Source organism: Mesorhizobium japonicum MAFF 303099 (assembly GCF_000009625.1).
In the GTDB taxonomy this organism is placed as follows: Bacteria; Pseudomonadota; Alphaproteobacteria; order Rhizobiales; family Rhizobiaceae; genus Mesorhizobium; species Mesorhizobium japonicum.
The window spans coordinates 179,501-201,149 of sequence record NC_002682.1 but is presented as its reverse complement, the minus strand read 5'-3'; the positions used below and the strand labels follow the sequence as shown (position 1 = coordinate 201,149).

Here is a 21,649-nt window from a genome sequence, read left to right as displayed (position 1 = left end):
CCCAAGATCCGGGCGCGCGTGGGAGCGCGGTCACAAGCCGAGACCGGGCTTGCGGCCGAAACTCCAATCGGCGCCGCCGTCAGCGCGAACAACACCGGAGACGTGATTGCCGAGATGGCGCTCCAACGCAGGCGTCCAGGGCACGAGCTGGAAGCCGAGACCGTCATCGATCATCGCGAAACGACCGGATGCCAGCGCAAAGCGCTGGCTGTAGGTGCCGGACACGAAGTCGCCGGTGCCGGCGCGGTTGAACGACCGGCCACTGTGGGCTGCCAGCCTGCTTGCCAGCGCGTCGAGTTCCCGTTGTCGCAGCGTGGCGATCAAGTTGCGGGCAAAGACTGTTCCGCCCGGCTGCCGCTCAGCCAGCCCCAGTCCGACCAGGTGCTCGGCGCGCCGATCGAGCGCCAGGCGGACCTCGGCGCCGAAGCCTCCATCGGAAAGAGCCGCCGCAGGACGCGCGAGCGCCTGCCGGTCGAGCCAGGTTGCCCCCTCCGCATCGACCTGTCTGCCGATGTCGAGATCGGAGCGTACGGCAAGCGCCACCCGCCGGCGTCCCTGAGCGTCCTCGAATTTACGCAGCTCGACGATCGAGCCTGGCACGCCATCGCCCGCCGCCTCGATATCGGCGAGCCGGACGTGATGGCAACGGCCGTCGACGCCATCGATGACCGCATAGGCGGTGCCCTTGAGTTCGTCATCCAGTCCCCGCTCGATGAGACGGCCGATGACCGGCTCAGCCACGTTCTCCGCCGCCAGCACATAGCTGGCGCTCGCGCGTTCGATATCGCGGATCGAGAATGCGCGATGCATGCGTTTGATGACATCGCTGCGCTCACCCATCGCACGCAGCGTCGCCTCAGCCCTGTCGCTGACAACCCATTGGCCAGGACCGAGCTGCTCGGCGAGGCCGAATGATTCCAGTCTGCGTAGCCGACCCACTTTGAGCGCGGTGAATTCATCAGGCTGGCGATCGGCATCCGGCGCGAGATCGATGACACCGTTGGCGCGTGCGTCCCGGAGCAACTGGCGGTCGAGCCCGGTCCACCGCTCGGCCTCGACCTGACGCTCGACATGCCGGCGGACTTCGAGATCGGACCGTGGGCCGAGCTCCTGCGTGACGAGGTCGCTGGCACGATCGCGCATGCCATGGCTGATATAATCGCGTGAGATCACCAGGTCCTGGCCGTCGTCGGCCCGGCCGCGCAGGATGACGTGGACATGCGGATTATCGGTGTTCCAATGATCGACGGCGATCCAGTCGAGCGCCGTGCCGAGATCCCTCTGCATGCGAGCCATGAGATCACGGGTGAAGGATTTCAGGTCGGCCATCTCGGCGGCATCCTCGGGCGAGACGATGAAGCGGAAATGATGCCGGTCGCCCTTGCAGCGATCGACAAAATCCGCGGTCGACGCATCGTCGACTTCCGGTCCGAACATGCGGGCTTTGGCGTCGTCGCGCGTGACGCCCTCACGGCGAAGATAGTTGAGATGGGTCGCCAGCGGCGCGCCACGTTTCGAGTGGCGAACCACGCGGGTCTTGATCACGGCGACGCGTGAGCGGCCGGTGAGGAAGCGGTTGGCCTGAACGCTCGCTGCCCTGCCGCGTCCGAATCGCGAGCGCTTGCCTGAGCCAATCCCCCCTGACCGCGACACGCTGCCGCCGGCCTTCTGCGCCGCCGCCAGCGCCTGGGCGATGAAGGGCCGGGAGGATTGTGCCCGCGTCGAGCGAATGCGCCCCGGACGGACGCGAAACTCGCGCTGATCAGACATGGCACGCGCCCTCACACTCTCATAAACATAACGAATACAATGATTTGCGCACTGTCAGCACATTGCGCCGAGGCGCCACAATGTGCGGAAAGCGGCGAAAAACCCAACGAATACAACCAACCGACCGCCGCACAATGAGCGCCCTTTTATCTTGCCATCCCTCGGTTGTTGCCTTGTGCCCTACGCGCCTCACAGGCTGCGACGTCCAAAGAGACGCCCGGGCGCGATCTGACGGAGACTTCGTCATCACTGTGATCTCCGGACGTCGGACCCAGTGAACAGTTGGCGCGGCTGCGAACCGGCCGCGAAAAGTTCGCGCGACGAGACCTCGACGGAAGCGCCTTCGCCGGACGAAAGATCGGAAGCGGCCATGGACCCGGGCCGGTTTATGAACAGCGGCGCAGCCTTCCAGGTAACGGCCTTGGCATGGCCGGCGGTGAGCGCTCCGGGTGCATCACCGCCGCCCCAGAAAGGGCGGAGCATCGCAACATAGGCCCGGGTCTCAGCCGGCAGCGGACGGCCCTTCAAGGAAGCTTCGTAACGCCCTGGCCCCGCATTATAGGCGGCGAGAAAGCCTGGTGAACCGTATCGATCATACAGCTCGCGAAGATAGGCGGTGCCGGCAAGGATGTTGTCGTGTGGATCATAGGGATCGCGGCCGAGCTGGTGGCGAAGGCGCAGCTTAGCCCACGTTCCGGGCATGATCTGCATCAAGCCCACGGCCCCCTTTCGCGAAACGGCGCGCGGGTCGCGGGCGCTCTCGAGGTGCATGATTGCCCGTATCCAACGCTCAGGAACGCGGAAGCGATGCGATGCCTCTGCTATATGCGCGGCATAAGGATCGTCCGCGGATTTGCGTGAGGCCGATATCGATTGTGCGACGGCCCCCGTCATTGCCTGACAGAAGATCAGCATGCCACCGATAAGACAAAATGCTTTTCGCCTTCCAGGCAACCAACTGACGGGGTGGCTTCCGTTCGCACATTTCGGCGCCCATGGTCCACTCATTGAGCACGCTCCGACCGCGGTTTCGGCCGGATCCAGCGCAGTGACCAGGAGCCGTTGTCGGATCGGAAGAGACCGGCACGGAAGCGGCGGCCAAACAGCGGATCCTCCAATCGGCACGACAGATAGTCGCCAGCCGACTGTCCGGTTTCCTTCCAGGCCGCGCCGACCTCGGGGCCACTGCCGTCGCCGATGTGGATACGAAAATCCGGCGCTTTGCCGTCAGATATTTTGGTCGGCACGAGCACCAGCTCGGCATCCAAGAGCAGTGTTCGAATGCGTCCGGAGTAACCAGATTCAGTTTTGTGGAAGATGCCGATCTCGGCCATTGAGTGCCTCCTTCTTTCTGTCAGTGGGCTGGATTTCAGTTCGCCGGAGCGAGCCAGGTGTAGTGGCCATCGCCCCTCTCGTCGGTCCAAAGCGGCCGCGCGGCTCCGACGATCGAGCTCGCTGGGAACGGGCCGAAATAGCGGCCGTCGAGACTGTCCTCGACCTTCCGGTTCAGGACGAAGATTTCGGTGGCGGCGATGACGCGGCAGCCCTGCCAATCAGGCAGGGCGCGTCCTTTGCGGTCGCGCTCAAGTGCGACGCCAACCGCAAGCCCGGTGACTGTGATGAGGCGGCTGAGGCGGCAGACTGGCTGCCCGGGAAGTCCCTCGATGTGTTTGAGCATCGGCACGCCCAGCGGAAGGTAGCCACGCTCGGCGGCAAACCTGGCGACCTTGTCTGGCGGTTCGACGACAACGAGCGCGCCAGCCGTCGGAACGGCCATTTTCCTGATCGCATAGAGCCCAAGAGGCGCGCTGGCCGATGCGTTCCACAAAAGCAGCGGCGGCATCTTCACGGCAGCGGGCGCGAGCGTCGCGGCGACGGCCGCAAGTGCTGCGGCTATGCAGGCGGCGCGGCTCATGATGTCGCTCGCTTGCGCAACAGAAAGGCCCGGTGCTGCTCAAGCGAATAGGCGCGCGGCGTTGCGCCGGCAATGAGACGGTTATGGGTCTGACGCCAATAGTCGGGTGCTGCCTCGACCGGATCGAGGCCGATCGCCTCGATCGCATCGATCCGTTGGAGAACCCGCTCAACCTTGTCCCAGCCCGCGATCTTGAGCAGGATCTCGCCGCCTGGCCGGATGTAAGGCAGCGTCTGATAAGGTTCGGCGGGCATGACCGCGCGCACGATGTCGATGCGCGAAACGACAGTGCCAAAGTCATTCGCCGCCCAGCGCACGAACGCAAAAACACTGCCCGGCGCAAATCCGACGACGCGGCGCCGCTGGTCGACGATCGTCTCATGGGCAGGACGTCCGAAGCGGATGCGATGCTCGATCCGCTTCTCGACCCAGGTCAGCTCGACGGTCGTGAGGTCGCCGCGGGGCCTCGATTGGGTAGACGTCATGTGCCGTCTCCCTCGCACCGGCCTACGCGCCGCCGCTTCTGCTCTCCAATCCACGGCTGTCCCGAAAGACTGTTAGATCGAGAGTTAGACTCTAAGTTAAGAGCGCGATTTTCCGTTGCGGGCCCGTCTCTTAAGAGCGATCGCGGTTCCCGAAAGCACGAGGCTGCGGTTCCCGATGGCACGATAGTCCGGGTTCCCGATGGCACGATCCTGTCAACAGGCGACGGCGCCGGTTCAAAGGCCAACAACACACGGCCGCTGGCTTCGACCTCCGTGAACAGAAGATATCCAGGCAAAGGTTGGCGGCGCACGATGTCACGCAGTTCAAAGGCGAAGCGCTTGAGCGGCGACAGGCTGCCGGACTTCCGATGCAGGTGGCCGATGTCGAAACGCCAGCCTGCGCGCTGGCGACCGCCATGCTTGCGCACCAGGCGATAGAGCCAGCGCTCCAGCCCGCCCGTCAGTCTGAAATAGGCCCGGTCTATGGTCAGGATCAGCGCGTCATCCATGACGGCGCGGTAGAACCAATCCGGCAAAATGAGCTCGACGCCGAGCGGCCGGCCGTCTCGATCGGAGCGCTCCTGCCATTCATTGATCCACGAGAAGCGATGGCGGCGACCCTCCACTGGCTGGCGAATGGAGGTGACGACGCTAGTCGACTGCAGGCGATCGAGCGCCGCCTTGAGGCGCAGATAGTCTCGTTTCGAGACGCCGCGGCCGATGAAGGTCAGCATTTCATATGGCGTCGCCGCCATCAGCCGCGACGTGCGCAATCCGGCGTCCCGCGCGTTGACGATCTGGCTCGCGGCCCAGATCAGGATATCGGCATCCCAGATCGTCGCCATGCCGTGATCGGGCACCGCTTCGACCCGGATAGCCACATCGCCGGCGCGAAAATCGATCGGCGCGATGCGCCTGGATTTGGCGAGGGAGAAGAAGGGATAGGCCATGAGGTCCTGCGCATCGCGTGGCGCGACAACACCGGGCAGCGCCTGAAACAGATCGAGCTGTTCGCGCTCCAATGGTTGGCGTGTGCGTGCCGACATAGGGGAAATCAGCGTCTCAGCGCCTTTCGCGCCCGGCATAGGCGATCAGGCGGGCGGCTTGAGGCTTGGCGGGCAGCACAGAGCCATGCGGATCGGACGTCGACGTCATGGCGCCGCGCTGGACCCAGGCCTGGAGGTCGTCGACGGCGTAGACGACGCGGCCGCCGAGTTTGCAGTAGGCAGGCCCGGTCCCATAAGTGCGGTGTTTTTCCAGCGTGCGCGCCGAAAGACTGAGGAAATGCGCGGCTTCGGAAGTGCGCAGGTAGCGCGGCGGCAATGGCGCGGCGTCGGTGTTCATCGGGTGTCTCCTTGGCGTCGTCGCGATTGAACGGCGATCGATGGCAAGGATGGAGGAGCGTGGGGATAGTGATCAGGTGCGCAATTGAGGAGCGCAATTTCGCACCGCCAAGAGTGAGGAGTGGCGCCGGCGCGCGGGCAGCTATTGAGAGTACCCGCGCTCGACCATCTTCACCCCATGGCGCATCAAACAACGCACGTGACGAAAGCAAGGCGGTCGTGGCAGCCCGCGGCGCGGTAAGCTTCCGCGGCCACCATCAGAAGACGCCTCGCCCGGTGCCGGGCGAGGCGTCTGCCGATTCACTCGCCGTTGCGGCGGTTGGGGCGCGACCAGATGAGGCTGTGGCCCTCGCCTTCCTCGTCGGCGAAGAGGTTGGCGTAGATCGGAGCGGTGAAGCTCGGATCGTCGAGCTTGAGCCCGAGATAGTCGCGACCTTCGTTGGAGCGCTTGGACCAGGCGGCGCCGATCTCGGCCTTGCCGACCACCACGCGGTGGCTGGGAGCGTTGTCGCCGCTGGCTCGAGTGTCGGGGACGATGCGCACGCCCTTGGCCTGGACGCTGAGGGTGACGATCTCGCCGGTAAACTCGTTCGCATTGGTCTTCTTGAAAGTGCCGATGGTAGCCATTTTCAGTCTCCGTTTTCTTCGTTTCCGAGCCCGCACCATGCGACCTCGATGGCGATCAAAAGGCCGGAGGCGACCGCCGCCGCATCGCTTGCGACCGCAGCAAAGCGGAGGATGGCGCAGGACGCGCGTTTCTTGGTTCCGCGAGGAATGGGCCTTGCCCAGGGGAAGAAACGCGCGACGCGCCATTGCGGCAGAGGCGGTCGAGGCTTCAGCCATCCTTCGGCCAGATCCGCCCGTTCGAGAGGTCGTCGGTGCGCTCTGTGAAGCGACGGGGAGGCAGCGGTAGCATCGGCTCTGAGACAAGCGGCTGATCGCGGCACGGAAAAAATGATCCAGAGAGAGAACGCCAAGACGGAAAACACGGCTCGCAATTGCTCGGACCGTGATCGACGCAGGCAAGTCGTTTAGGGTGATCTATCGGGGTCGGGCACCGCCGTCAGACCCATGCCGGCAATCACAACTCGCAAAAATCGTACATCGATTATTTATTGAGAGCAGACAACGGTAAGATTTGCCCCTTCGCCCCGGCTGACGCAAAAGGCCGGCGCGGCCCGGCCTGTGTCAATCTGAAGGCTGGCCGGGCCACTTGCGTCGACTGATCGCCTCGAAAATCACTTCGAACACGCTTCTGCCACGAGCGTTCATTTCGTCAAGCCCAGATCGTAGCGCACAATATGCGGCATCAGCGCCTTGCCCAGCGCGCGTTTCTATTGATTTGGGCTATCCTTTGCCATGACGTTGAAGAGTACGAGGCACGCCAGCAGCGACACGACACCGCCCAGCAGATCGTTGCTCGTCAGACCGGCAAAATAGACCAATTCAAACGCCAATACGGACATCATACCCACCCGGGGAATTCGGAGGTCTCCAACCAAATTAGAACCGCTAGGCAGTGCTAATGTTCCGCCCGTTGGCTGGGGATTCACATTTTCGGAGATTCGACCACTCCTTGCTTCTCCGGCGTCAGTATTGTTCCCTCTACCCGAACCTTATCGCCGATCTCCTTGCCTACGCTCCAACACACATTTGATATTGAAACCGGCCGGGAGGGAGCCTTATAAAAATCGATGTTTTCCCCATTGCTTTCTAAGGAGCTTGCGATGGATAGCGTGACTGTAAGCCTCAATGACCAGGTCAGCCCTTGCGTTGAAGTGCTCGAAGTCTGCGGAGAATGGTTCGTCCGCGTGGTCGACGGCGACGAAGACCTAACCCGATCTTTCGAATTGGAGGCGTTCGCCCTGGCGTACGCAGAGGGCCGGCGAATACGTCTTGGGCTTGCTGATTTCGATCGGCTATAGCGTTGAACGTCCGCCATCTTGCGGGCGATCGTCGCTAAAGGAAGTTCCACGGTATGATCGCCATGAGGCGGGCATCGGCACGATAGGGCTAGAAGTTCGATGGGGTGGGCTCGCCTACGCCAGTCCCGTGCCCGCCGTCTGATGCGCGAACTTCCTCATAATCGACTATCGCGACGACCGCTCCGCTCGCGTCCTTAGCTCGCACCGCCCAGCCGACCGGCGCTTCTCCACGCGAGAGCGCGTCCTGCCAAAGGTCGGCCGCAGAACGTCGGCATTCGTCCAAGACCGCTTGCGGCGTGGGAAATGACAAGCCTGCGAGCTCCCGCACTTGGCCCTGGTCCTGATACTCGAGGGTGTAGGACGCGGCGCGGCCTGATTCCGGCTGACTTCGCATACTGGCGTCTGCGGCGCAGCTATCTTCATCGAACGCGGCAGCGTGCAATAGCAGCACCTTTGCCTTCGCAATCAATTGCACGTCATCGAGAGCGCTGTCACAGGCGAGGGAGACGGAAATCGCCTCACCGCCCTCGCCCACGAACCGGACTGTCGGGAAGGGTCCGTTTTCGACGACCGTTTCAAGAATCTGCATGTGATGACTCCAACGCTATCAGTCTTTCGGGTCAGTCCTTGACGTATGCCCCAGGCTGTCGCCCACTCTTCGGCGCCTTGGCGTCCTTGGAATGCTCGGAAAGGGCGGGGCCGGCGCCGGAGACCTTCTCGGTGGACGGCGATGGCGTTGCAGGCCGTGATGGAGCCTTGGATTGTGGGGCTTGGGGGTTCTCGTCCGAGGTCGTCATGTCGGTTTTCTCTCATGTCATGAGTCAGGGATGAACTAGCCATCGACTTGGAGGTTCCAGCGTCGTGGCGTTTCCAGAAAACCGATTAGTTTGCGAGAGCGAACCGCCGGCAATGATCAAGATATGCAAGCTCATGAATTGCGAGCAGGTCAACGACGCTTGTCCATAACCACGACGGTGTCTTAGTGTTCGCGCCGGCGGCGTGCGACAGTTCGCGGGTCCAACTGCGCCAATCGGCGGCGTCCATCTGGCGGCCGTGCGCTTCGCCCACGATCGAACCGAGGTGGCGGGCAAGCGTCTGTGTCTGCCGACTTGTCAGCCGGTCGATTTCGAGTTTCATATCGCGTGGCGATATCGCCCTGACAAAAACAGGCTTCCCCTCAACCTTACCGCACACCATGCGATCGCCAAGGTTTGGAGACATGGCGCGCGCGCCTACCCGGACGCGCTCGGCATGATCGCCCGGCATCTGTACCCGCAGTGCCGGGGGAGCGGCCGCAGCCGTCGCTTCCTTGACGTCGAGCAGCGCCATGCGATGATGCTTGCCCCGCATCAGGGCCGCAAAGCGCAGGTCCCCAAGCGAACTGCATCCTTTGATCCAGTACGCCGCATCCATGAACTCCCAGCCGTTCTTGCCGTGCTGCTCCGTTTCCGGAGTCAGGCCTGAGATATCCAGAGCTTGGCAGAAGGTGCGCACCTGGCTGCGCTCGCGGCGATGCAAGGGCCAAAACCGGCGGTTCCGCGGCAACTGCTTCTGTTGTCCTTCAAATCCCTCAAGGGCGAGGTTGTGCCAGCGGCGGTGCGCGGCGCGTTTGAGCAGCTTTCGGAGGTCCTTGGATCCCCGCGCGCCTGACGAAGGCGCTGCCTTGATGTAGCCGGCGAGGAGGTTGTCGAGCATGTGCGCTGTTGTCACGCCCGGCAGGTCGGAACTGCGGATGGCTGAAGCCAGCGAGAGGCCCAGCCGCACGACGTCGTGTGCCGGGTTGCCGATGACGGTCTGGTCAAAATCCCGGATCTGAATCGCTACGCCGCCTTCCAGGTCCGCAAGCGCCCCCAGGTTGCCAAGATGGCAGTCGCCGCAGATCCAGACAGCGGGCCCCTGCGGCAATCCTTCATCATGCTTGTTCAGCCATTCATAAAACAGCGAGGCGCTGCCGCGCACGAACGCGTGTTGCGACTTGGCCATTTTGCGGTTGCGCAACCGTTCCAGATACCCTGGTCGATCCGAGAAGTTCATGGCTGCGTCTCCCCCCTTCGGCGCAGTAGCGGCCAGACATGCCAAAGGCCGACCAGCACGATTATTGAGACGGCGGCGGCAAAAAACGCCCGCCGCGGCTATGCTGCCTTGATCAAAGGTCCGTAGGCCCAATAAAATCTCGCTGCATTAGCAAATGTTGCAGACTTCGGCCCGATGTGCCCTTGGTGCCCAAAGACCACCACTACCCGCCCGCATCGGGTCGAACGCCGCAACGTGGTCTCGAGTCGCCAGACCAACTTCATGCACTATGCTGGTCCTCTACTGGCTGGCGGTCGCCACACCCAGGGATACGCTCTTGGGCCTCTGTGGCTTGACGACAACACCCGCACGTGCTGGCTCAAACCGCGGCGCTCGCCGTTTAGCTCCAGTCCTGGCCTGCGAGCGTAGCGAGGAACGATCGCCTGCATTCTGCTGAATCATTGCCCATGAGCAGTGCAGCATGCCTTGCAACAAGAAGCCCCTCGCTGAAGCGTATAAGCTGCGACGGGCTTTTCTAGTCGCCAGTGTCGTACCTGCCGATAGCGCAATAAGTGGCCCAGGCGCCGGACGGAACCCTGTTCAGAAAACGCGCCGTCGCGCGCGCAGCAATTGGCGGTAGCCGCGCTCCACCATCTTCAAGCCATCGCGCAGGAGGCGATGCGTCTGATAGCGAAAAGCCGAGTCGTGCCAGTCGGCGGCGCTGACCAGCCGACGGCCGAACAAGACGGTCGCCACTTCAAAATGGGATGCCTGCTCCTCCCGGCCATCGAGGCATCGCAGCATATGACCAAGGCGCCGGCGCTGGGCCGCGGTCAATCGCGCGTCGGGAAGGTGTTGCCTGTGGATCGAGCGGATGAACCGCTCGATAGCCTGGAGCCGGTCTTGCGCCATGTCGTCGAGCGGGATGATGGCGGCAAGGGATTTGCCTGGCTTTGCGTCGCCGAGAAGCGCCAGTTGCGTGCCGCCGGGCGAAGATCGCATGTGAAGCCCGACTTCGTCATGCCGGCCCGCGGCAAGCGGGACGTCGAAAGCGCCCTGCCCCGCGCGCAGCTCGGGAGGAGCCTCGACAAGGTTCACGACCCCCGGGTCGATCTGAGGCGCCCAATAGACGGGCTGCTCGACCGCGGATTGGTCAGGCCTGGCGGCGAAACTGCAAACCCCAGCGCTTGCGCAACGCGCGCATCGCCTTGGCCGAACGGGATGCCGCGAAATCCTGCTGATACTGGGGATTGCGTCGCAGAAACTCCCAGGCGATCTCGTCGGCTGCAGCGCCTTTGACGAACGCATATGCCTGTGGGTCACGCCACTGCGATGTATCAGGCTTCATCCGCATCCTTCCCTTCTCAAGGATTTGATAGGGGGACGCAGCGTTGAGCGAAATCCTTGGATTCCGTCATTGACGAATGAACGAGGAGAGATCTCGGCGCTGAGCGATCAAGTAAGAATTTTTGCGATCCCTACTGGCTTACGCCTTGCAGTGTCTTGAATGTGTCCGTCCAGGCGCGATAGGCGTCGTCATCGCCTTGGCTCCAGGCGCGAAAGGCACGCCAGGCGGCGAACGACGATGCAGGCTGCTCGAACAGAATGCCGATCGACTGATCGCCTGCGGGCCAGCTCGCAGGCGGGTCGCTTACCGTTTCATGCGTGAGACGCCGCAGATCGGCCAAGGCCGAGCGGATGTGCGGCAGCGGAAACTCGCAAAGGTCTGTGTTGTCACTCGCCTCCCGAAGGATGACCGCGAGCTTGGCGATCACGCCCGCCATGGATCGAGCGGGTGTCGTCGCAATCTCGGCCAACAGGGCGTCGGCCTTTTCAGCATCATCCCGCTCCACCGTGCGGGCATCGAGATAGTCGCGGTAGGCGCCAATCCCCTCCCCGCCCCCCATGACTTCTCCGGGAGGCAAGAGCGCGCAGCGCTCCAATGGCCCCTCCTCCGCCTGCTGCTGCCGGACGCACGAGGCCAGCATCGCAACGTGAGCGTCAATCCAGGCAAGGGACAGGAGAAGTGCTGGATCGGTCGACGGCTGGTTGTCGCCAATTGATGGGGATTGTGAAGCTGCCTTATCTTCACTCACCGACGCCTCCCGTTCTCACCCGTGACGAAAGGACAATTGGTGGCTATCGTCAGAATCAATGAAGATTCTGAGCTATCAACGTCGTCGCGTAGTGGGGCCGAGCGAGGCTATTTCGCCAGACCTCATCAATGGCTTCCATGCGGGATCTTCGTCAAATCATCTGGCATGAAAGGCCAGGGCATAAGCCTGATTTCGGACCATGAGGTGGAAGGAGGCATGTGGATGGCAAGCTCGCCGGACGAAGACCCCAACAACCTCAAGCCCGGCGAGCCCACAACCTGATCGGAGTACGCGATCAGGGCCGGGATCAACCGGCACGCTGTCCGACGCAAGAGCAATGCCAGAACGCCCGTCCCAAAATGGGACGGATACCGGGGGAAAACGCCCGCGCAGGGTTATGTTGCAGACTTGCTAATATTACGGTCGCGCCGGTCGGCTCGCCGCGGATGAGTCGGCCAGGCCCGGCGGCCAGTCAAACAACACCCCAACGACGACTGCCGGGCCGCTTCGTTAGCTGTAGTCGACGAAATATCGCCTTTGCGCTAAATTGGTTGCAACCAAGCCTGTTGGCCTACGCCGCAGGCGGCCGCGCCGGTCCTGTGGTGTACCACTGGAACTCGACTTCCTTCCGGTAACGTCCAGCACTGCTTCCCCGATTAGGTCTCTATAAAAAGCCCGCCGCCCCATTCACGGCAGCGGCGGGTCGATCTAGCCTGTTGGGCGGGATCTGCGGCATGCGAAATTGAGGGAAAATCACGCGCCGCTATTACAAACCTTTGTGGATCGCTTACGTTCCCCGGTGCGCTTCTGCTCATCGATCATCCACCTTTGGCTTTGCTGCAGCTGTATTGCATCGCCGCGCACTTGGCGCATTTCAGCTTAGTCATCTGCCATTGCTGGCGCATCAGCCCGAACCGGTCCCGAAGCTTGGCGAGATCGAGCACCTGATGATGGTTGCAGAGGCGGGTGGTGGCAATGAGCGATCACCGTCATCTTGCCATCGATCAGTGATTGAAAAGTCCGGCCCCTGCCCATCGATTTGATATTACGCGGCTCATGTCATCCCGCCAACCCGAGGGGCCTGACAAACGATCGCGTCGAGGATCGCCTCATAGGCGCTGCCGGTATCTTCCTCGATCTCGGTGCTGCCGATGCCTGCTGCCTTGGCGTCCGCGAATAGCTTTTGCGTCAAATCGGCAACCGAGATGATATCGGCGCCGGCCGTCTCGGGGACGTTTTTTGACATCCACTCGTGGAGGAAGTTTATGCCGCGCGTGCTCATCGAGCCTTAAGCTCGCGAGCGGTCGTCGGTTCCGACCGGCCGGCTATTGTTTTCTGGCAACCACTAAGAAATTCTGAGCAAAGCGTCCTGGGACGCCAGCTCTCCTGCATATCGTCTCAACAGGCCCGACCAGCGTTTCGCAGAGCCTTGGTAGCAGCCACCCGGGTCGCGGCAAAAACCCATAGCCGATGACACTTTCGACGACAAACCCGTTGGAGACGAGCATCTGGCGATATGCGTGGATGCTCAACGTACTGCGAACCACGCGCCCCTGAAATCGGTTGAGAAAGCGGCAGGCCAGCCCCATCGGCGAGGTTGCGTTCATGTGGACGTTCGAAACCAGCAACCCACCGTCGTTCAAATGCTCATGAATGGCCGACAGTGCGTCCCGCTTAAGAGTGTCTTCAGCGTTCAAGAAGAATCGAAAAGCTGTAACCACGTCGAATCTTCTGGAAAGGGGGGCAACCGTCAGATCGGCTTCCACCAGCTTGACGTTGCCCGGAACCCGCGCGCAAGCAAGCATGGATCGAGACACGTCGACGCCAACGACCTCACCGAACAATGGGCCTGCAACAGCTGCGACGCGGCCCGTGCCGCACGCGAAGTCGAGGCAGCTGCGACCCGGCCCGCCAAGAGGGCTGAGAATGCCTTCCACCAGGGGGCGTTCGATCCGCGACCACAAGGCAGCATAGTAGCCGGAACGGAAGGTTTCGGCGTAATCGGTGCCGTAGCCTGGCTTTTGATGGCTCGATCGGTAATCGCTATAAGCGCTCCCCTCGAATGACCGCTCGGTCAACACATCACCATGAGAACCGCCCATCACAACAACCTCCGTTCTGGGCTTGCCAATAGATTTCACTCGTCTTGATTGATCCTCAAGCGGTGACGGCTGGGTCGTCGGAGGTTTGAGCGTGGGCGAGTCCTGCCAGCAACGCGAAAACCACTGATGCTGCTATTATCCGCATGGCGCTTTTCCAAGGAAAAGCCCGCGTCGCCGCGGGCTTGCTGCGGCAACTTCGTTGGCGTTACCTTTGATCCTGTCCGATGTGCTTCCCATGTTCAACTCCTGTGTCCGATTCTCACACACTCCGACAGAGAAGCTGCTCATCGGTAATCGGTTCCACTTTCCCGAAAGCCCGTCGGTCAGGCGAGGGGCAAGCGTGCTATGCCGGGAACGGACGACTACCCTGTTCTAAAATCGCGGAGCAGGGAGACCGATCCGCTTAACAAGACCGTTCGAGCGAGGATCGCCCTAGAAGTGTGCGCTGCCTATTGGCTCGCGCCTTGCAGTGTTTGAATGTGTCCGCCCAGGCTCGATAGGCGCCCTCATCGCCTTGGCTCCACGCGCTGAAAGCGCGCCATGCGGCGAAAGAAGATGCAGGCTGCTCGAACAGTGATCCGATCGACTGATCGCCGGCGGGCCACCAGGCAGGCTGATCGCTTGCCGCTTCATGCGTGAGACGATGCAGATCGGCCAAGGCCGAGCGGAGGTGCGGCAGCGGAAATTCGCAAAGGTCGGTGTTGTCGCTCGCCTCCCGAAGGATGACCGCAAGTTTGGCAACGACGCCCGCCAAGGATTGCGCAGGCGTCGCCGCAAGCTCAGCCAACAAGGCATCGGCCTTTTCGGCCTCGCCTTGCTCCGCCGTCCGGACATCGAGATAGTCAAGGTCGGCCTCAATCCCCTCCCCGCGCCCAACGATAGAGGATGTGTCCATAGGGGGTCGTTTGTGATGACCGAGGTCTCCCCAACGATTGGGTAGATCCAGAGTCCAAGGATTGAAAGGAACACGATCGGAGCCACGAACAGGGTTGCTCCTTTGAGGGAAGACGCAAAAGCGCAGGATATTCCCGGCCAATATCGCTGAAGCCGTGGCCATGTGATGGACCACACGAAGACATAACTCCAAAGATAGGCGAAGAACCACATGTGTTCCAGGCGAAGGCCGGAGATCACGAAGCCTCCCGGAACTCCCAGTATGACACGTCCGGAAAAGCGTTGAACTGGGATAAGTATATTTGCGAAGGGACGATCAGGAAAACACCCACAACCAAAGGCGGCAGCAGTTGCCGTGTCCGCGACCTCCGGATTTCGTCGACAGATTTCCTTTCAAGAAGAGAGTAGCCGGCTGATCGATCTAATTGCCGTTGGATCTCATCCCTGGCGAATGAGCCTGCTTTTTTCATATCGGGTCTGGTAACGGGCGCGACGAGCTTCAAGACCATGTTTCGCCGGGACGCAAGCGCTATCTCCTGAACGGACGACGCACTAGGTGTCCTGCTCGCAGAGTGCGTGCCGGGGGATGCATGGCCGCAGCATTCACCAATTTGTCCGTCGAAGCCGACGTCGTAAGACTGCCTGGACGCGGGCAAAGATGTCTTGGTTCACCGCTTTCGTGACCGATGGATGAAAAATTTGCAATGCGTGGCGGATCGTCGAGCCCCAAGGCTGGTGGCGGAATCGACTCCGCAGACGAGCAACCTGCAGGGCGCCCGCTATCGTCTCCGGATCCGGAAGCTCGTGCTTATCCTCAATCAGGCTCCAAGTCAGATGCTTGAGATCAATGGTTTCCCGGTCAACGTCATCAAAGGTTGTAGAAGCAGTGACGCTCGAATGGTTCGTCGCATCGTAGAAGATTAAGCCATCTTCAATCATAACCATGTCTCCGTGGCGGGCAAGATCGATGAAGAATAGTTGATCTACCCCGGCTGTGATAGACTTGTATGTCCGCATAAGGCAGCCGTTTTGAACAACGATGCTGTTGACCAACAACGATGATGGGATAATCCCAAATGAGCGCGTCGTGCGGACCAAATAAAGATCCTTCAAGGTTTGCTGACTCGAACAGACTGTGACGTGCTTCTTACCGGGACGAGCCGAACGGAGTTTTACTCGGTCATCTTCGACTCTATTTGTGGCGCAGGTTATGAATGCTGCAGAGGGATACTGTTGAGCCACCTGTGCAAATGTCCCCAGCGCTTTTGGCGCCAGCCAATCGTCGTCATGCAACAACTTGATCCAGCTTCCACGGCAGGCCAGCATGACGTTATTGGTATTTTCCACTTGTCCCCGACCCCGACGGTTTTCGACAATGCGGATGCGAGGGTCTGCCCGCGCGTAGTCAGTCAACATGGCCCATGTCTGTCCGTCTGGCCCCTCATCGTCGCTGACGATCAGCTCCCAGTTCGAAAAGTCCTGATGCAAGACGCTATCGATGGCCCGACGAATTGTGTCCGGCCGACGGAAAGTCGGAATGGCTACCGAAATGAAACGGCTTTCCGCAACATCGGCGGGTTCGGATATGTGCGGCTGCGGTGGCTTCGTGCTGTTCTCCCTCATTCAACCAGCTCTGTTGTTGTGCACACTCCATCCGATTGCGCGTCGCGAGTTAAGAGAAGGAGAGAGGCGGCCGCGCTCAAAGCAAATCCGACCGCACCGCCGGCTGCCATCAGATAAATCACGTGCAACGGTTGCCAGCCGGCGTGAACACCGACCGCGAGCGGTCCAAACATAAGCAACGTCCGGGCCACCTCAACCAGAAGCCGCACCTCCTGTCGCCGCAGGATGGTCGGGACCATTTGAAGCGGTGTCGCCAGTGCCTGCGCCGCCCCCATGCACGCGAGAGCGCTCATAATCTGTCCCGCGACCATCCAAGGCTCGCCCAAAAGTGGAACGACAAAATAAGGGGCGGCAAGGCCAAGCCCCAATATTGGTAGGGCAATCACGCCGGCCGCGAGAATCAGCAGGCCGCGGGCGGTGCCGAGCAGACTCCGGTCGTTACGCCCTTCATTCGCTATAGCAACAAAAACATTGCCGAGGGGATTTGCGATCAACGCGATTGGCGCGGTCACGAAGCGCGCGGCGACTCCGAAAAATCCCGCGAAACTGGCACCAAACAGCGATCCAATGAGAATTGCGGGAAGGTTGATGATTGTGAAGCCCGCGAGGGCTGCGGGAAGGTCGAACAAAGGAAACTTGTATTCTCGTCTGGCCGCAGCGACTACGGTCAGCCACGGGGCTCGGACGATGCCAGACGCATCCTCCCAACTCAGGATGCGGGTGCCGATTACTAATATGAGCACTGCCTGGCTGAGGATATGTGCATAGGCCATCGCCTCACCTCCGAGTTGGGCGACGCCAAAGATCAATTGCAGAAATGCCATGGTCGCCGGTTGGATCACGCGTCCAATGGCGAAGTCGCGTACGTAACCAAAGCGCAGGCTCCAGCAGCTCATGGCTTCGGCGATGGCCGCGCCGGCCATCCCGATTGGAACGAGCCAGACAAGATGGCTGAGCCGCCCCGGCGCGACGCGCAACAGCAGATATCCAGCCGCCAAGGTCGTAACCGACGTGACGAAGACAGCCAAGAGAACGAGTTTGAACGCCACCTGCCCTCGAACCTTGTTCTCAACGACGTAGATCGAGGATTCGAAACGAAGCGCCGCGATGGAGCCGAGGATATTTACGATCGACAGATAGATTGTGAAAATACCGAAATCGGCTGGCGAATAAAGTCGAGCCAGCAGAGGGATGGCAGCGACCAGAGTGAACTGGCCAATGATCGCCATGGCCGAGACGCCCCCCGCAACGCGAATAATGGTGCGGATCGGGCTTGGCGTTGCGCCGGCCATTACTTTCGCGATCATAGTGAACGTCCCAGGCGTCGGAAAATCGTTTCTGGACATGTGCGATCGCGCCTATGCAAACGACCTTTCGCTTTTTCAGATTCTTATAATCGGTTCCGGGCCTCACAATCATTCATTCGTATGATGTCGACCAGATCGGGAAGCTTCAGTACTACAGAGGTTTTCGTTCATATGTCCCGAAAACTTGATCCAGAGAGGAACTACCTCCGGGCGCGACAAAGGTGGAGACAATATTGCGTGGCTTCTCCCGACACCCAATCAGCTTGGGCCATAGTCTTGATTAATTGTGACTGACGTTGGCCATATCCAGCGTTGGCCCACAATCGCACAATGGAGAAGATGTGGTGCGCAAGCTCCGCCATTTTGGCGACCGCCTCCGCGAAGAGCCTGACAAATTCAGGTTTGTGCTGTCTCGCGCGCTGTGGGTGACCGGATTGTGTCGCTTGATTACTTTCAGTTTCCCCGCAGGCTACAGGATGCGCTTTTATCCCAGCGCGATCTCCGCAGGACTCTGGCGGGACAGGAATTTTCGTTCCGAAGACGCTGATTTCGTGGCAGGATACCTTCGGCCGGGCGAAACCTTTGTCGACGTGGGTGCAAATGTGGGCCAGCTCAGCCTCGTGGCCGCGCGGCGTGTTACGTCGTCCGGACGAACCATCGCTATCGAAGCGCACCCGCGCACCTGCAATTTCCTGCGTGGCAACGTCCGCCTCAATGGTTTGCCCATCGAGATCCACAATGTCGCCGTGGGCAGTGAATGCGGCGAGCTGTTCTTTACCAATTTTCGTAGCGACGACATGAACTTCGCCTATGCAGCCTCGCCGCGAAACGGCTCTGCACTACGTGTTCCGGTCGCTACCCTGGATTCCATCATCGGCGAACGGCCCGTGGATTTGCTGAAAGTCGATGTTGAGGGATTTGAGTGCGACCTTCTCCGGGGCGCCGCGCAAACACTCCACAACTGCCGATGTCTTTACATTGAAGATTCCGAGCCCAATTTGCGGCGAGCCGGCAGTTCGCGGGTAGAGCTATACGATCGCCTGAGCGAGGGGGGATTCGAGCTGTTCCATGTCAGGGGGAAACGATTGGAGCGGGTTTCGGTGCAAGCGGCAGGCCCACTTACTGAGAATTTGATTGCTGTTCGCGGGTCCGACCTGCCGGACGCGCTCGCCCGGACCGGTTTTTGCCTAGCGTGAACGTCGTTCGGTTTGTGACGTTGTCACGCATCAGCCATTTGGAAACGGGCACGGTTGGACGGTCGCGCCAGGATAGTACGGTCATCATTCATTCTAACGATGCAGCGGCCGATGCGGTCCCGTACGACACGCAAAAGCTGGTCAGCAAGATGGGGGCCGTTTTGGAAGCGTTTGAGCATCGGCGCTCTGAAGGCTCGCCTGCCCATGCCTTGCCATCCATTCCGGGTGAAGGGAGAGAACAGGACGTGGCGATCGCCTGGAATAGCGATCGGGACCATTCGACGTGGAGACAGCCATCAGCGCGCGCCCTTGATAAGGACGGTCCGACAAGCCATCCTTTTGAAAGAATGAGCGACAGTTTTTCAGATGCGCCGGCGTTCGAGCATCTGCAGCGGGTTGTCCAAAAGCATCCGGACAAGATCGCACTTAGTGATGGCATGACATCGCTGACTTTCTTGACATTGTTGCATGCTGTCCAGAACCTCGCCCGCGTGATCGCCGATGCGGTTTCACCCGGCGAGGCTGTCGGACTTCTTCTCGGCAACGCGATCTGGCACCCGGTGGCCATGCTTGCCGCCATGCATGCCGGCAGACCCGCGGTGCCACTCAATCCCAGGGATCCTTTGCCACGCCTTGCCGCCATCGCGACGGGCGCACGCCTGAAGGCAATCGTGAGGGCCGGGACAGGCCAACCAGACGGCTGGCCGGATGCCGTACCGCTGCAATGGATCGATCCGTCTCAAGGCGTCACCGAAACGGCACCCGACAAATCCCCCCTTGTGTCATCGGGTACGTCCGTCGATTCGCCGGCAATCGTTCTCTACACATCGGGCAGCACCGGAACACCGAAGGGGGTTGTAAATAGCCAGCGCGCGCTCCTCCAGCGCGTTCAACAATACGTCAATGCCGGCCATATCGGTTCTGATGATGTATTCATGCCGCTGACCGGGCCTGCAACCATCGCGGGATGCCGCGAAATGATGACCCCGATGCTCTGCGGTGCCACGTTATACCTGTTGGACGTCGAAAGGGCAGGCATTCGCAGTACTCGCGAGCATTTCCAGAAATGGAAAGTCACCGTCGCCTATATCGTACCGACCTTGCTGCGCGTATTGCTGAACAACTCTGCGCCCGACGCGTTTTCTTCGCTGCGGATTGTTCGTGTTGGAGGAGAAAGAGTCCTCTGGTCCGACATCGACCTCCTCCGCAACGCTGTTCCAGAATCCTGCTTCATCCAGATAAGCTACCTGTCGACCGAGACCACAGGAGCTCAGTGGTTCCTGCCAAGACATTATCGGGAACAAGGTGCAACCGTGCCGGTCGGCTTCATCCTGCCTGGCATTGAGTTCGCTGTCGTTGACGAGAACGGATGCGAGGCTGCTCCAGGATTAGAGGGCGAGTTGCTGATCAGGAGCAGATACACCGCCCTTGGATATTGGGATGGCGGGAGACATGTTCCTCTTCCGGCGAGCCTGTCCGCCCCGCGGACTCGCGTCTTCGCAACAGGCGACCTGGTCAAAGTGGACGATGCCGGTCTGATGTGGATCGTTGGACGCAAAGGGCGTCAGATAAAGATCAACGGGCGGCGCGTCGAGCCGGCCGAGCTGGAACTTGTTTTGCGGCGCGCTCCCCGCGTGCAGGATGCCGTCGCGGTTGTATCGGACACGAATGAACTGGTGGCCTTTGTCGTTCCAGCTGAAGACGCAGGCAGGGATCTCATCCCCGAATTGCGCGACTTGGTCAGACAAGCGCTGCCCGCCGCCGTCCATCCGACACGACTGCATGGTCTTGCCGAAATCCCACGACTCCAGGGCGGGAAGGTCGATGGAATCAGATTGCGGGAGCTGGATCGCGCGCTGCGTGAACGAAAAGGAAGCCAGGACGCTCCGAGCGCCCGGCTGCCAGCGGGTTCCCTTGCCGTCGAAGAGACGGTCGGGACCGTTTGGGAAAGGATACTCCAGGGCAAGGGAGCGGGAAGCAGCCGCTGGGATGAAGCCGGCGGCGACTCGCTGAAGCTGCTGCAACTTGTGATGGAACTTGAGACGGCCCTTGGCCGGGACCTCAGTTTGGACGCGTTCACCGTCGACATGAGTTTTGCCGACATCGTCAGGGCGGCATCGATCGATGAAACAGCGAGAGGTCCGCTTGTTGAAGCCTCCGATCCGCGTCCCGTTTTGTTCATTGTGCCGGGATCTATCGGCTACGGGCCAAGCCTCGCGGCCTTCGGGGTGGAGATGGGCAATGTCGCCCGGGTTGTTGCGGCGCGCTACGAAGATCTGAACGACCTGTTGAGCGGACAGGGGCCGATGGCCCGGATGGTCGATGCCGTTGTCGCCCAGATCAGCCAGGTCCAGCCTGAAGGCAATGTGAAGCTCATCGGCTATTCGCTTGGCGGCGGCGTCGCTTTCGATGTTGCCAGCAAGCTTGTCGCCGCGGGTCGATCGGTCACGTTCCTGGGAATCCTGGACACCAATATCGGACCTGGGCAACACAGCGTCCGTGAAACTCTTGCCCGCACTGCACAGCGCATTCGGACCCACAGAGTGACCGTTGATCGCATGATGCTACGGGCGCTGGCGAAAATATTTGCCAATCTGGGTGCCGAAGCCTTGCTCGCTCGCGGCATTGATCGATTGAAATGGAAGTCCCTGGCCAGAATACGATTCATCCTGCGTCTCGAACTCGAGGAAATCCTGCGGATGCGCGCGTTCGGCCAGTGGCTCGGGCAACCGAAAACCGCGCTGCCAATAATCGCCACCTTGTTTCGGTGCCCGCGCACCGGCTTTCCATCAGATCTTGGCTGGAGCAAATTCTTTGCCGGTCTTAACGTGGTGCCAATCGTCGGGGGACATCTGGACATGCTCGTTGAGCCCCACCTCAGTCACAACCGCCCCCTGATAGAGAGCGCCTTCCTGACGAGCGGCAGGTGAGAGCGGAGGATTTCTGGTTCATCGTACCTTTCAAGCCTGGTCGTTTCGAA

The 21,649-nt window shown here is 60.8% G+C and carries 22 protein-coding genes; 4 read left to right on the top strand and 18 right to left on the bottom strand.

Annotated elements, in window-relative coordinates; genetic code table 11:
- Positions 1-30: 30 nt before the first annotated feature.
- From MAFF_RS01050 to MAFF_RS01015, 8 genes are all read right to left on the bottom strand, one after another.
- Positions 31-1,770 (bottom strand): relaxase/mobilization nuclease domain-containing protein, encoded by a 1,740-nt coding sequence (locus tag MAFF_RS01050; RefSeq protein WP_044547328.1) that lies wholly within the window; start codon positions 1,768-1,770, stop codon positions 31-33.
- A 246-nt stretch (positions 1,771-2,016) separates the two neighbouring features.
- On the bottom strand, positions 2,017-2,664 hold the full coding sequence (locus MAFF_RS01045) for a lytic transglycosylase domain-containing protein (protein ID WP_157865880.1): 648 nt from the start codon (positions 2,662-2,664) through the stop codon (positions 2,017-2,019).
- A 110-nt stretch (positions 2,665-2,774) separates the two neighbouring features.
- Positions 2,775-3,104, bottom strand: a complete 330-nt coding sequence (locus MAFF_RS01040; RefSeq protein ID WP_010916060.1) for a DUF736 domain-containing protein — start codon at positions 3,102-3,104, stop codon at positions 2,775-2,777.
- A 35-nt stretch (positions 3,105-3,139) separates the two neighbouring features.
- Positions 3,140-3,685, bottom strand: coding sequence for a S26 family signal peptidase (locus tag MAFF_RS01035; RefSeq protein ID WP_010916061.1), 546 nt, complete (start codon positions 3,683-3,685; stop codon positions 3,140-3,142).
- Entirely contained in the window at positions 3,682-4,170 is a 489-nt protein-coding gene (locus MAFF_RS01030; RefSeq protein ID WP_044547326.1) for a DUF2840 domain-containing protein, read from the bottom strand. Before MAFF_RS01030 ends, MAFF_RS01035 begins: the two co-directional genes overlap by 4 nt.
- On the bottom strand, positions 4,167-5,216 hold the full coding sequence (locus MAFF_RS01025) for a replication initiator protein A (RefSeq protein WP_044547325.1): 1,050 nt from the start codon (positions 5,214-5,216) through the stop codon (positions 4,167-4,169). Before MAFF_RS01025 ends, MAFF_RS01030 begins: the two co-directional genes overlap by 4 nt.
- A 16-nt stretch (positions 5,217-5,232) precedes the next feature.
- Positions 5,233-5,514, bottom strand: coding sequence for a helix-turn-helix transcriptional regulator (locus tag MAFF_RS01020; protein ID WP_010916064.1), 282 nt, complete (start codon positions 5,512-5,514; stop codon positions 5,233-5,235).
- Between the two features lie 299 nt (positions 5,515-5,813).
- Positions 5,814-6,140: a DUF736 domain-containing protein gene (locus MAFF_RS01015; protein ID WP_044547324.1), complete on the bottom strand. Its 327-nt coding sequence runs from the start codon at positions 6,138-6,140 to the stop codon at positions 5,814-5,816.
- 1,100 nt (positions 6,141-7,240) lie between these two features.
- Here MAFF_RS01015 and MAFF_RS01010 point away from each other — a divergent pair.
- The gene (locus tag MAFF_RS01010; protein WP_044547366.1) at positions 7,241-7,438 is read left to right on the top strand and encodes a hypothetical protein; all 198 of its coding nucleotides are present in this window, start codon (positions 7,241-7,243) and stop codon (positions 7,436-7,438) included.
- An 88-nt stretch (positions 7,439-7,526) separates the two neighbouring features.
- Here MAFF_RS01010 and MAFF_RS01005 read toward each other — a convergent pair whose 3' ends face one another.
- The 5 genes from MAFF_RS01005 to MAFF_RS00985 form a co-directional block, all read right to left on the bottom strand.
- Complete coding sequence (locus tag MAFF_RS01005; RefSeq protein WP_044547321.1) at positions 7,527-8,027, bottom strand: DUF6894 family protein; 501 nt, start codon at positions 8,025-8,027, stop codon at positions 7,527-7,529.
- A 293-nt stretch (positions 8,028-8,320) separates the two neighbouring features.
- Positions 8,321-9,472: a DUF2252 family protein gene (locus tag MAFF_RS01000; protein ID WP_080511757.1), complete on the bottom strand. Its 1,152-nt coding sequence runs from the start codon at positions 9,470-9,472 to the stop codon at positions 8,321-8,323.
- 579 nt (positions 9,473-10,051) lie between these two features.
- A complete protein-coding gene (locus tag MAFF_RS00995) occupies positions 10,052-10,549 on the bottom strand; it encodes a DUF2285 domain-containing protein (protein WP_010916068.1) in 498 nt (165 codons plus the stop codon).
- A gap of 55 nt (positions 10,550-10,604) precedes the next feature.
- Complete coding sequence (locus MAFF_RS00990; protein WP_010916069.1) at positions 10,605-10,805, bottom strand: transcriptional regulator domain-containing protein; 201 nt, start codon at positions 10,803-10,805, stop codon at positions 10,605-10,607.
- A gap of 124 nt (positions 10,806-10,929) precedes the next feature.
- Positions 10,930-11,547: a hypothetical protein gene (locus MAFF_RS00985; protein ID WP_010916070.1), complete on the bottom strand. Its 618-nt coding sequence runs from the start codon at positions 11,545-11,547 to the stop codon at positions 10,930-10,932.
- A 39-nt stretch (positions 11,548-11,586) separates the two neighbouring features.
- On the opposite strand from MAFF_RS00985, the gene MAFF_RS38915 reads away from it, so the two are divergent.
- Positions 11,587-11,829 (top strand): hypothetical protein, encoded by a 243-nt coding sequence (locus MAFF_RS38915; protein WP_157865862.1) that lies wholly within the window; start codon positions 11,587-11,589, stop codon positions 11,827-11,829.
- 772 nt (positions 11,830-12,601) lie between these two features.
- Here MAFF_RS38915 and MAFF_RS00980 read toward each other — a convergent pair.
- The 5 genes from MAFF_RS00980 to MAFF_RS00955 all read right to left on the bottom strand — a co-directional run bounded on the left by MAFF_RS00980 (position 12,602) and on the right by MAFF_RS00955 (position 17,473).
- Positions 12,602-12,829 (bottom strand): DUF768 domain-containing protein, encoded by a 228-nt coding sequence (locus MAFF_RS00980; protein WP_010916071.1) that lies wholly within the window; start codon positions 12,827-12,829, stop codon positions 12,602-12,604.
- 43 nt (positions 12,830-12,872) lie between these two features.
- A complete protein-coding gene (locus MAFF_RS00975) occupies positions 12,873-13,688 on the bottom strand; it encodes a class I SAM-dependent DNA methyltransferase (RefSeq protein WP_244420561.1) in 816 nt (271 codons plus the stop codon).
- Positions 13,689-14,052: 364 nt separating this feature from the next.
- Positions 14,053-14,706, bottom strand: a complete 654-nt coding sequence (locus tag MAFF_RS40455; protein ID WP_244420560.1) for a hypothetical protein — start codon at positions 14,704-14,706, stop codon at positions 14,053-14,055.
- Between the two features lie 440 nt (positions 14,707-15,146).
- Positions 15,147-16,166, bottom strand: a complete 1,020-nt coding sequence (locus MAFF_RS00960) for a glycosyltransferase family 2 protein (protein ID WP_010916074.1) — start codon at positions 16,164-16,166, stop codon at positions 15,147-15,149.
- On the bottom strand, positions 16,163-17,473 hold the full coding sequence (locus MAFF_RS00955) for a lipopolysaccharide biosynthesis protein (RefSeq protein WP_044547363.1): 1,311 nt from the start codon (positions 17,471-17,473) through the stop codon (positions 16,163-16,165). The genes MAFF_RS00960 and MAFF_RS00955 overlap by 4 nt, the downstream gene beginning before the upstream one ends.
- A gap of 344 nt (positions 17,474-17,817) precedes the next feature.
- On the opposite strand from MAFF_RS00955, the gene MAFF_RS00950 reads away from it, so the two are divergent.
- Together MAFF_RS00950 and MAFF_RS00945 are read left to right on the top strand one after the other, a co-directional pair.
- Entirely contained in the window at positions 17,818-18,669 is an 852-nt protein-coding gene (locus MAFF_RS00950; RefSeq protein ID WP_157865860.1) for an FkbM family methyltransferase, read from the top strand.
- Positions 18,666-21,599, top strand: coding sequence for a non-ribosomal peptide synthetase (locus MAFF_RS00945; protein WP_010916077.1), 2,934 nt, complete (start codon positions 18,666-18,668; stop codon positions 21,597-21,599). Before MAFF_RS00950 ends, MAFF_RS00945 begins: the two co-directional genes overlap by 4 nt.
- Positions 21,600-21,649 lie beyond the last annotated feature (50 nt).

Coding starts and splice junctions, on each gene's coding strand:
- MAFF_RS01050 (WP_044547328.1), bottom strand. CDS start 1,770: ATGTCTGATCAGCGCGAGTTTCGCGTCCGTCCGGGGCGCATTCGCTCG.
- MAFF_RS01045 (WP_157865880.1), bottom strand. CDS start 2,664: ATGACGGGGGCCGTCGCACAATCGATATCGGCCTCACGCAAATCCGCG.
- MAFF_RS01040 (WP_010916060.1), bottom strand. CDS start 3,104: ATGGCCGAGATCGGCATCTTCCACAAAACTGAATCTGGTTACTCCGGA.
- MAFF_RS01035 (WP_010916061.1), bottom strand. CDS start 3,685: ATGAGCCGCGCCGCCTGCATAGCCGCAGCACTTGCGGCCGTCGCCGCG.
- MAFF_RS01030 (WP_044547326.1), bottom strand. CDS start 4,170: ATGACGTCTACCCAATCGAGGCCCCGCGGCGACCTCACGACCGTCGAG.
- MAFF_RS01025 (WP_044547325.1), bottom strand. CDS start 5,216: ATGTCGGCACGCACACGCCAACCATTGGAGCGCGAACAGCTCGATCTG.
- MAFF_RS01020 (WP_010916064.1), bottom strand. CDS start 5,514: ATGAACACCGACGCCGCGCCATTGCCGCCGCGCTACCTGCGCACTTCC.
- MAFF_RS01015 (WP_044547324.1), bottom strand. CDS start 6,140: ATGGCTACCATCGGCACTTTCAAGAAGACCAATGCGAACGAGTTTACC.
- MAFF_RS01010 (WP_044547366.1), top strand. CDS start 7,241: ATGGATAGCGTGACTGTAAGCCTCAATGACCAGGTCAGCCCTTGCGTT.
- MAFF_RS01005 (WP_044547321.1), bottom strand. CDS start 8,027: ATGCAGATTCTTGAAACGGTCGTCGAAAACGGACCCTTCCCGACAGTC.
- MAFF_RS01000 (WP_080511757.1), bottom strand. CDS start 9,472: ATGAACTTCTCGGATCGACCAGGGTATCTGGAACGGTTGCGCAACCGC.
- MAFF_RS00990 (WP_010916069.1), bottom strand. CDS start 10,805: ATGCGGATGAAGCCTGATACATCGCAGTGGCGTGACCCACAGGCATAT.
- MAFF_RS00980 (WP_010916071.1), bottom strand. CDS start 12,829: ATGAGCACGCGCGGCATAAACTTCCTCCACGAGTGGATGTCAAAAAAC.
- MAFF_RS40455 (WP_244420560.1), bottom strand. CDS start 14,706: ATGGCCACGGCTTCAGCGATATTGGCCGGGAATATCCTGCGCTTTTGC.
- MAFF_RS00960 (WP_010916074.1), bottom strand. CDS start 16,166: ATGAGGGAGAACAGCACGAAGCCACCGCAGCCGCACATATCCGAACCC.
- MAFF_RS00955 (WP_044547363.1), bottom strand. CDS start 17,473: ATGATCGCGAAAGTAATGGCCGGCGCAACGCCAAGCCCGATCCGCACC.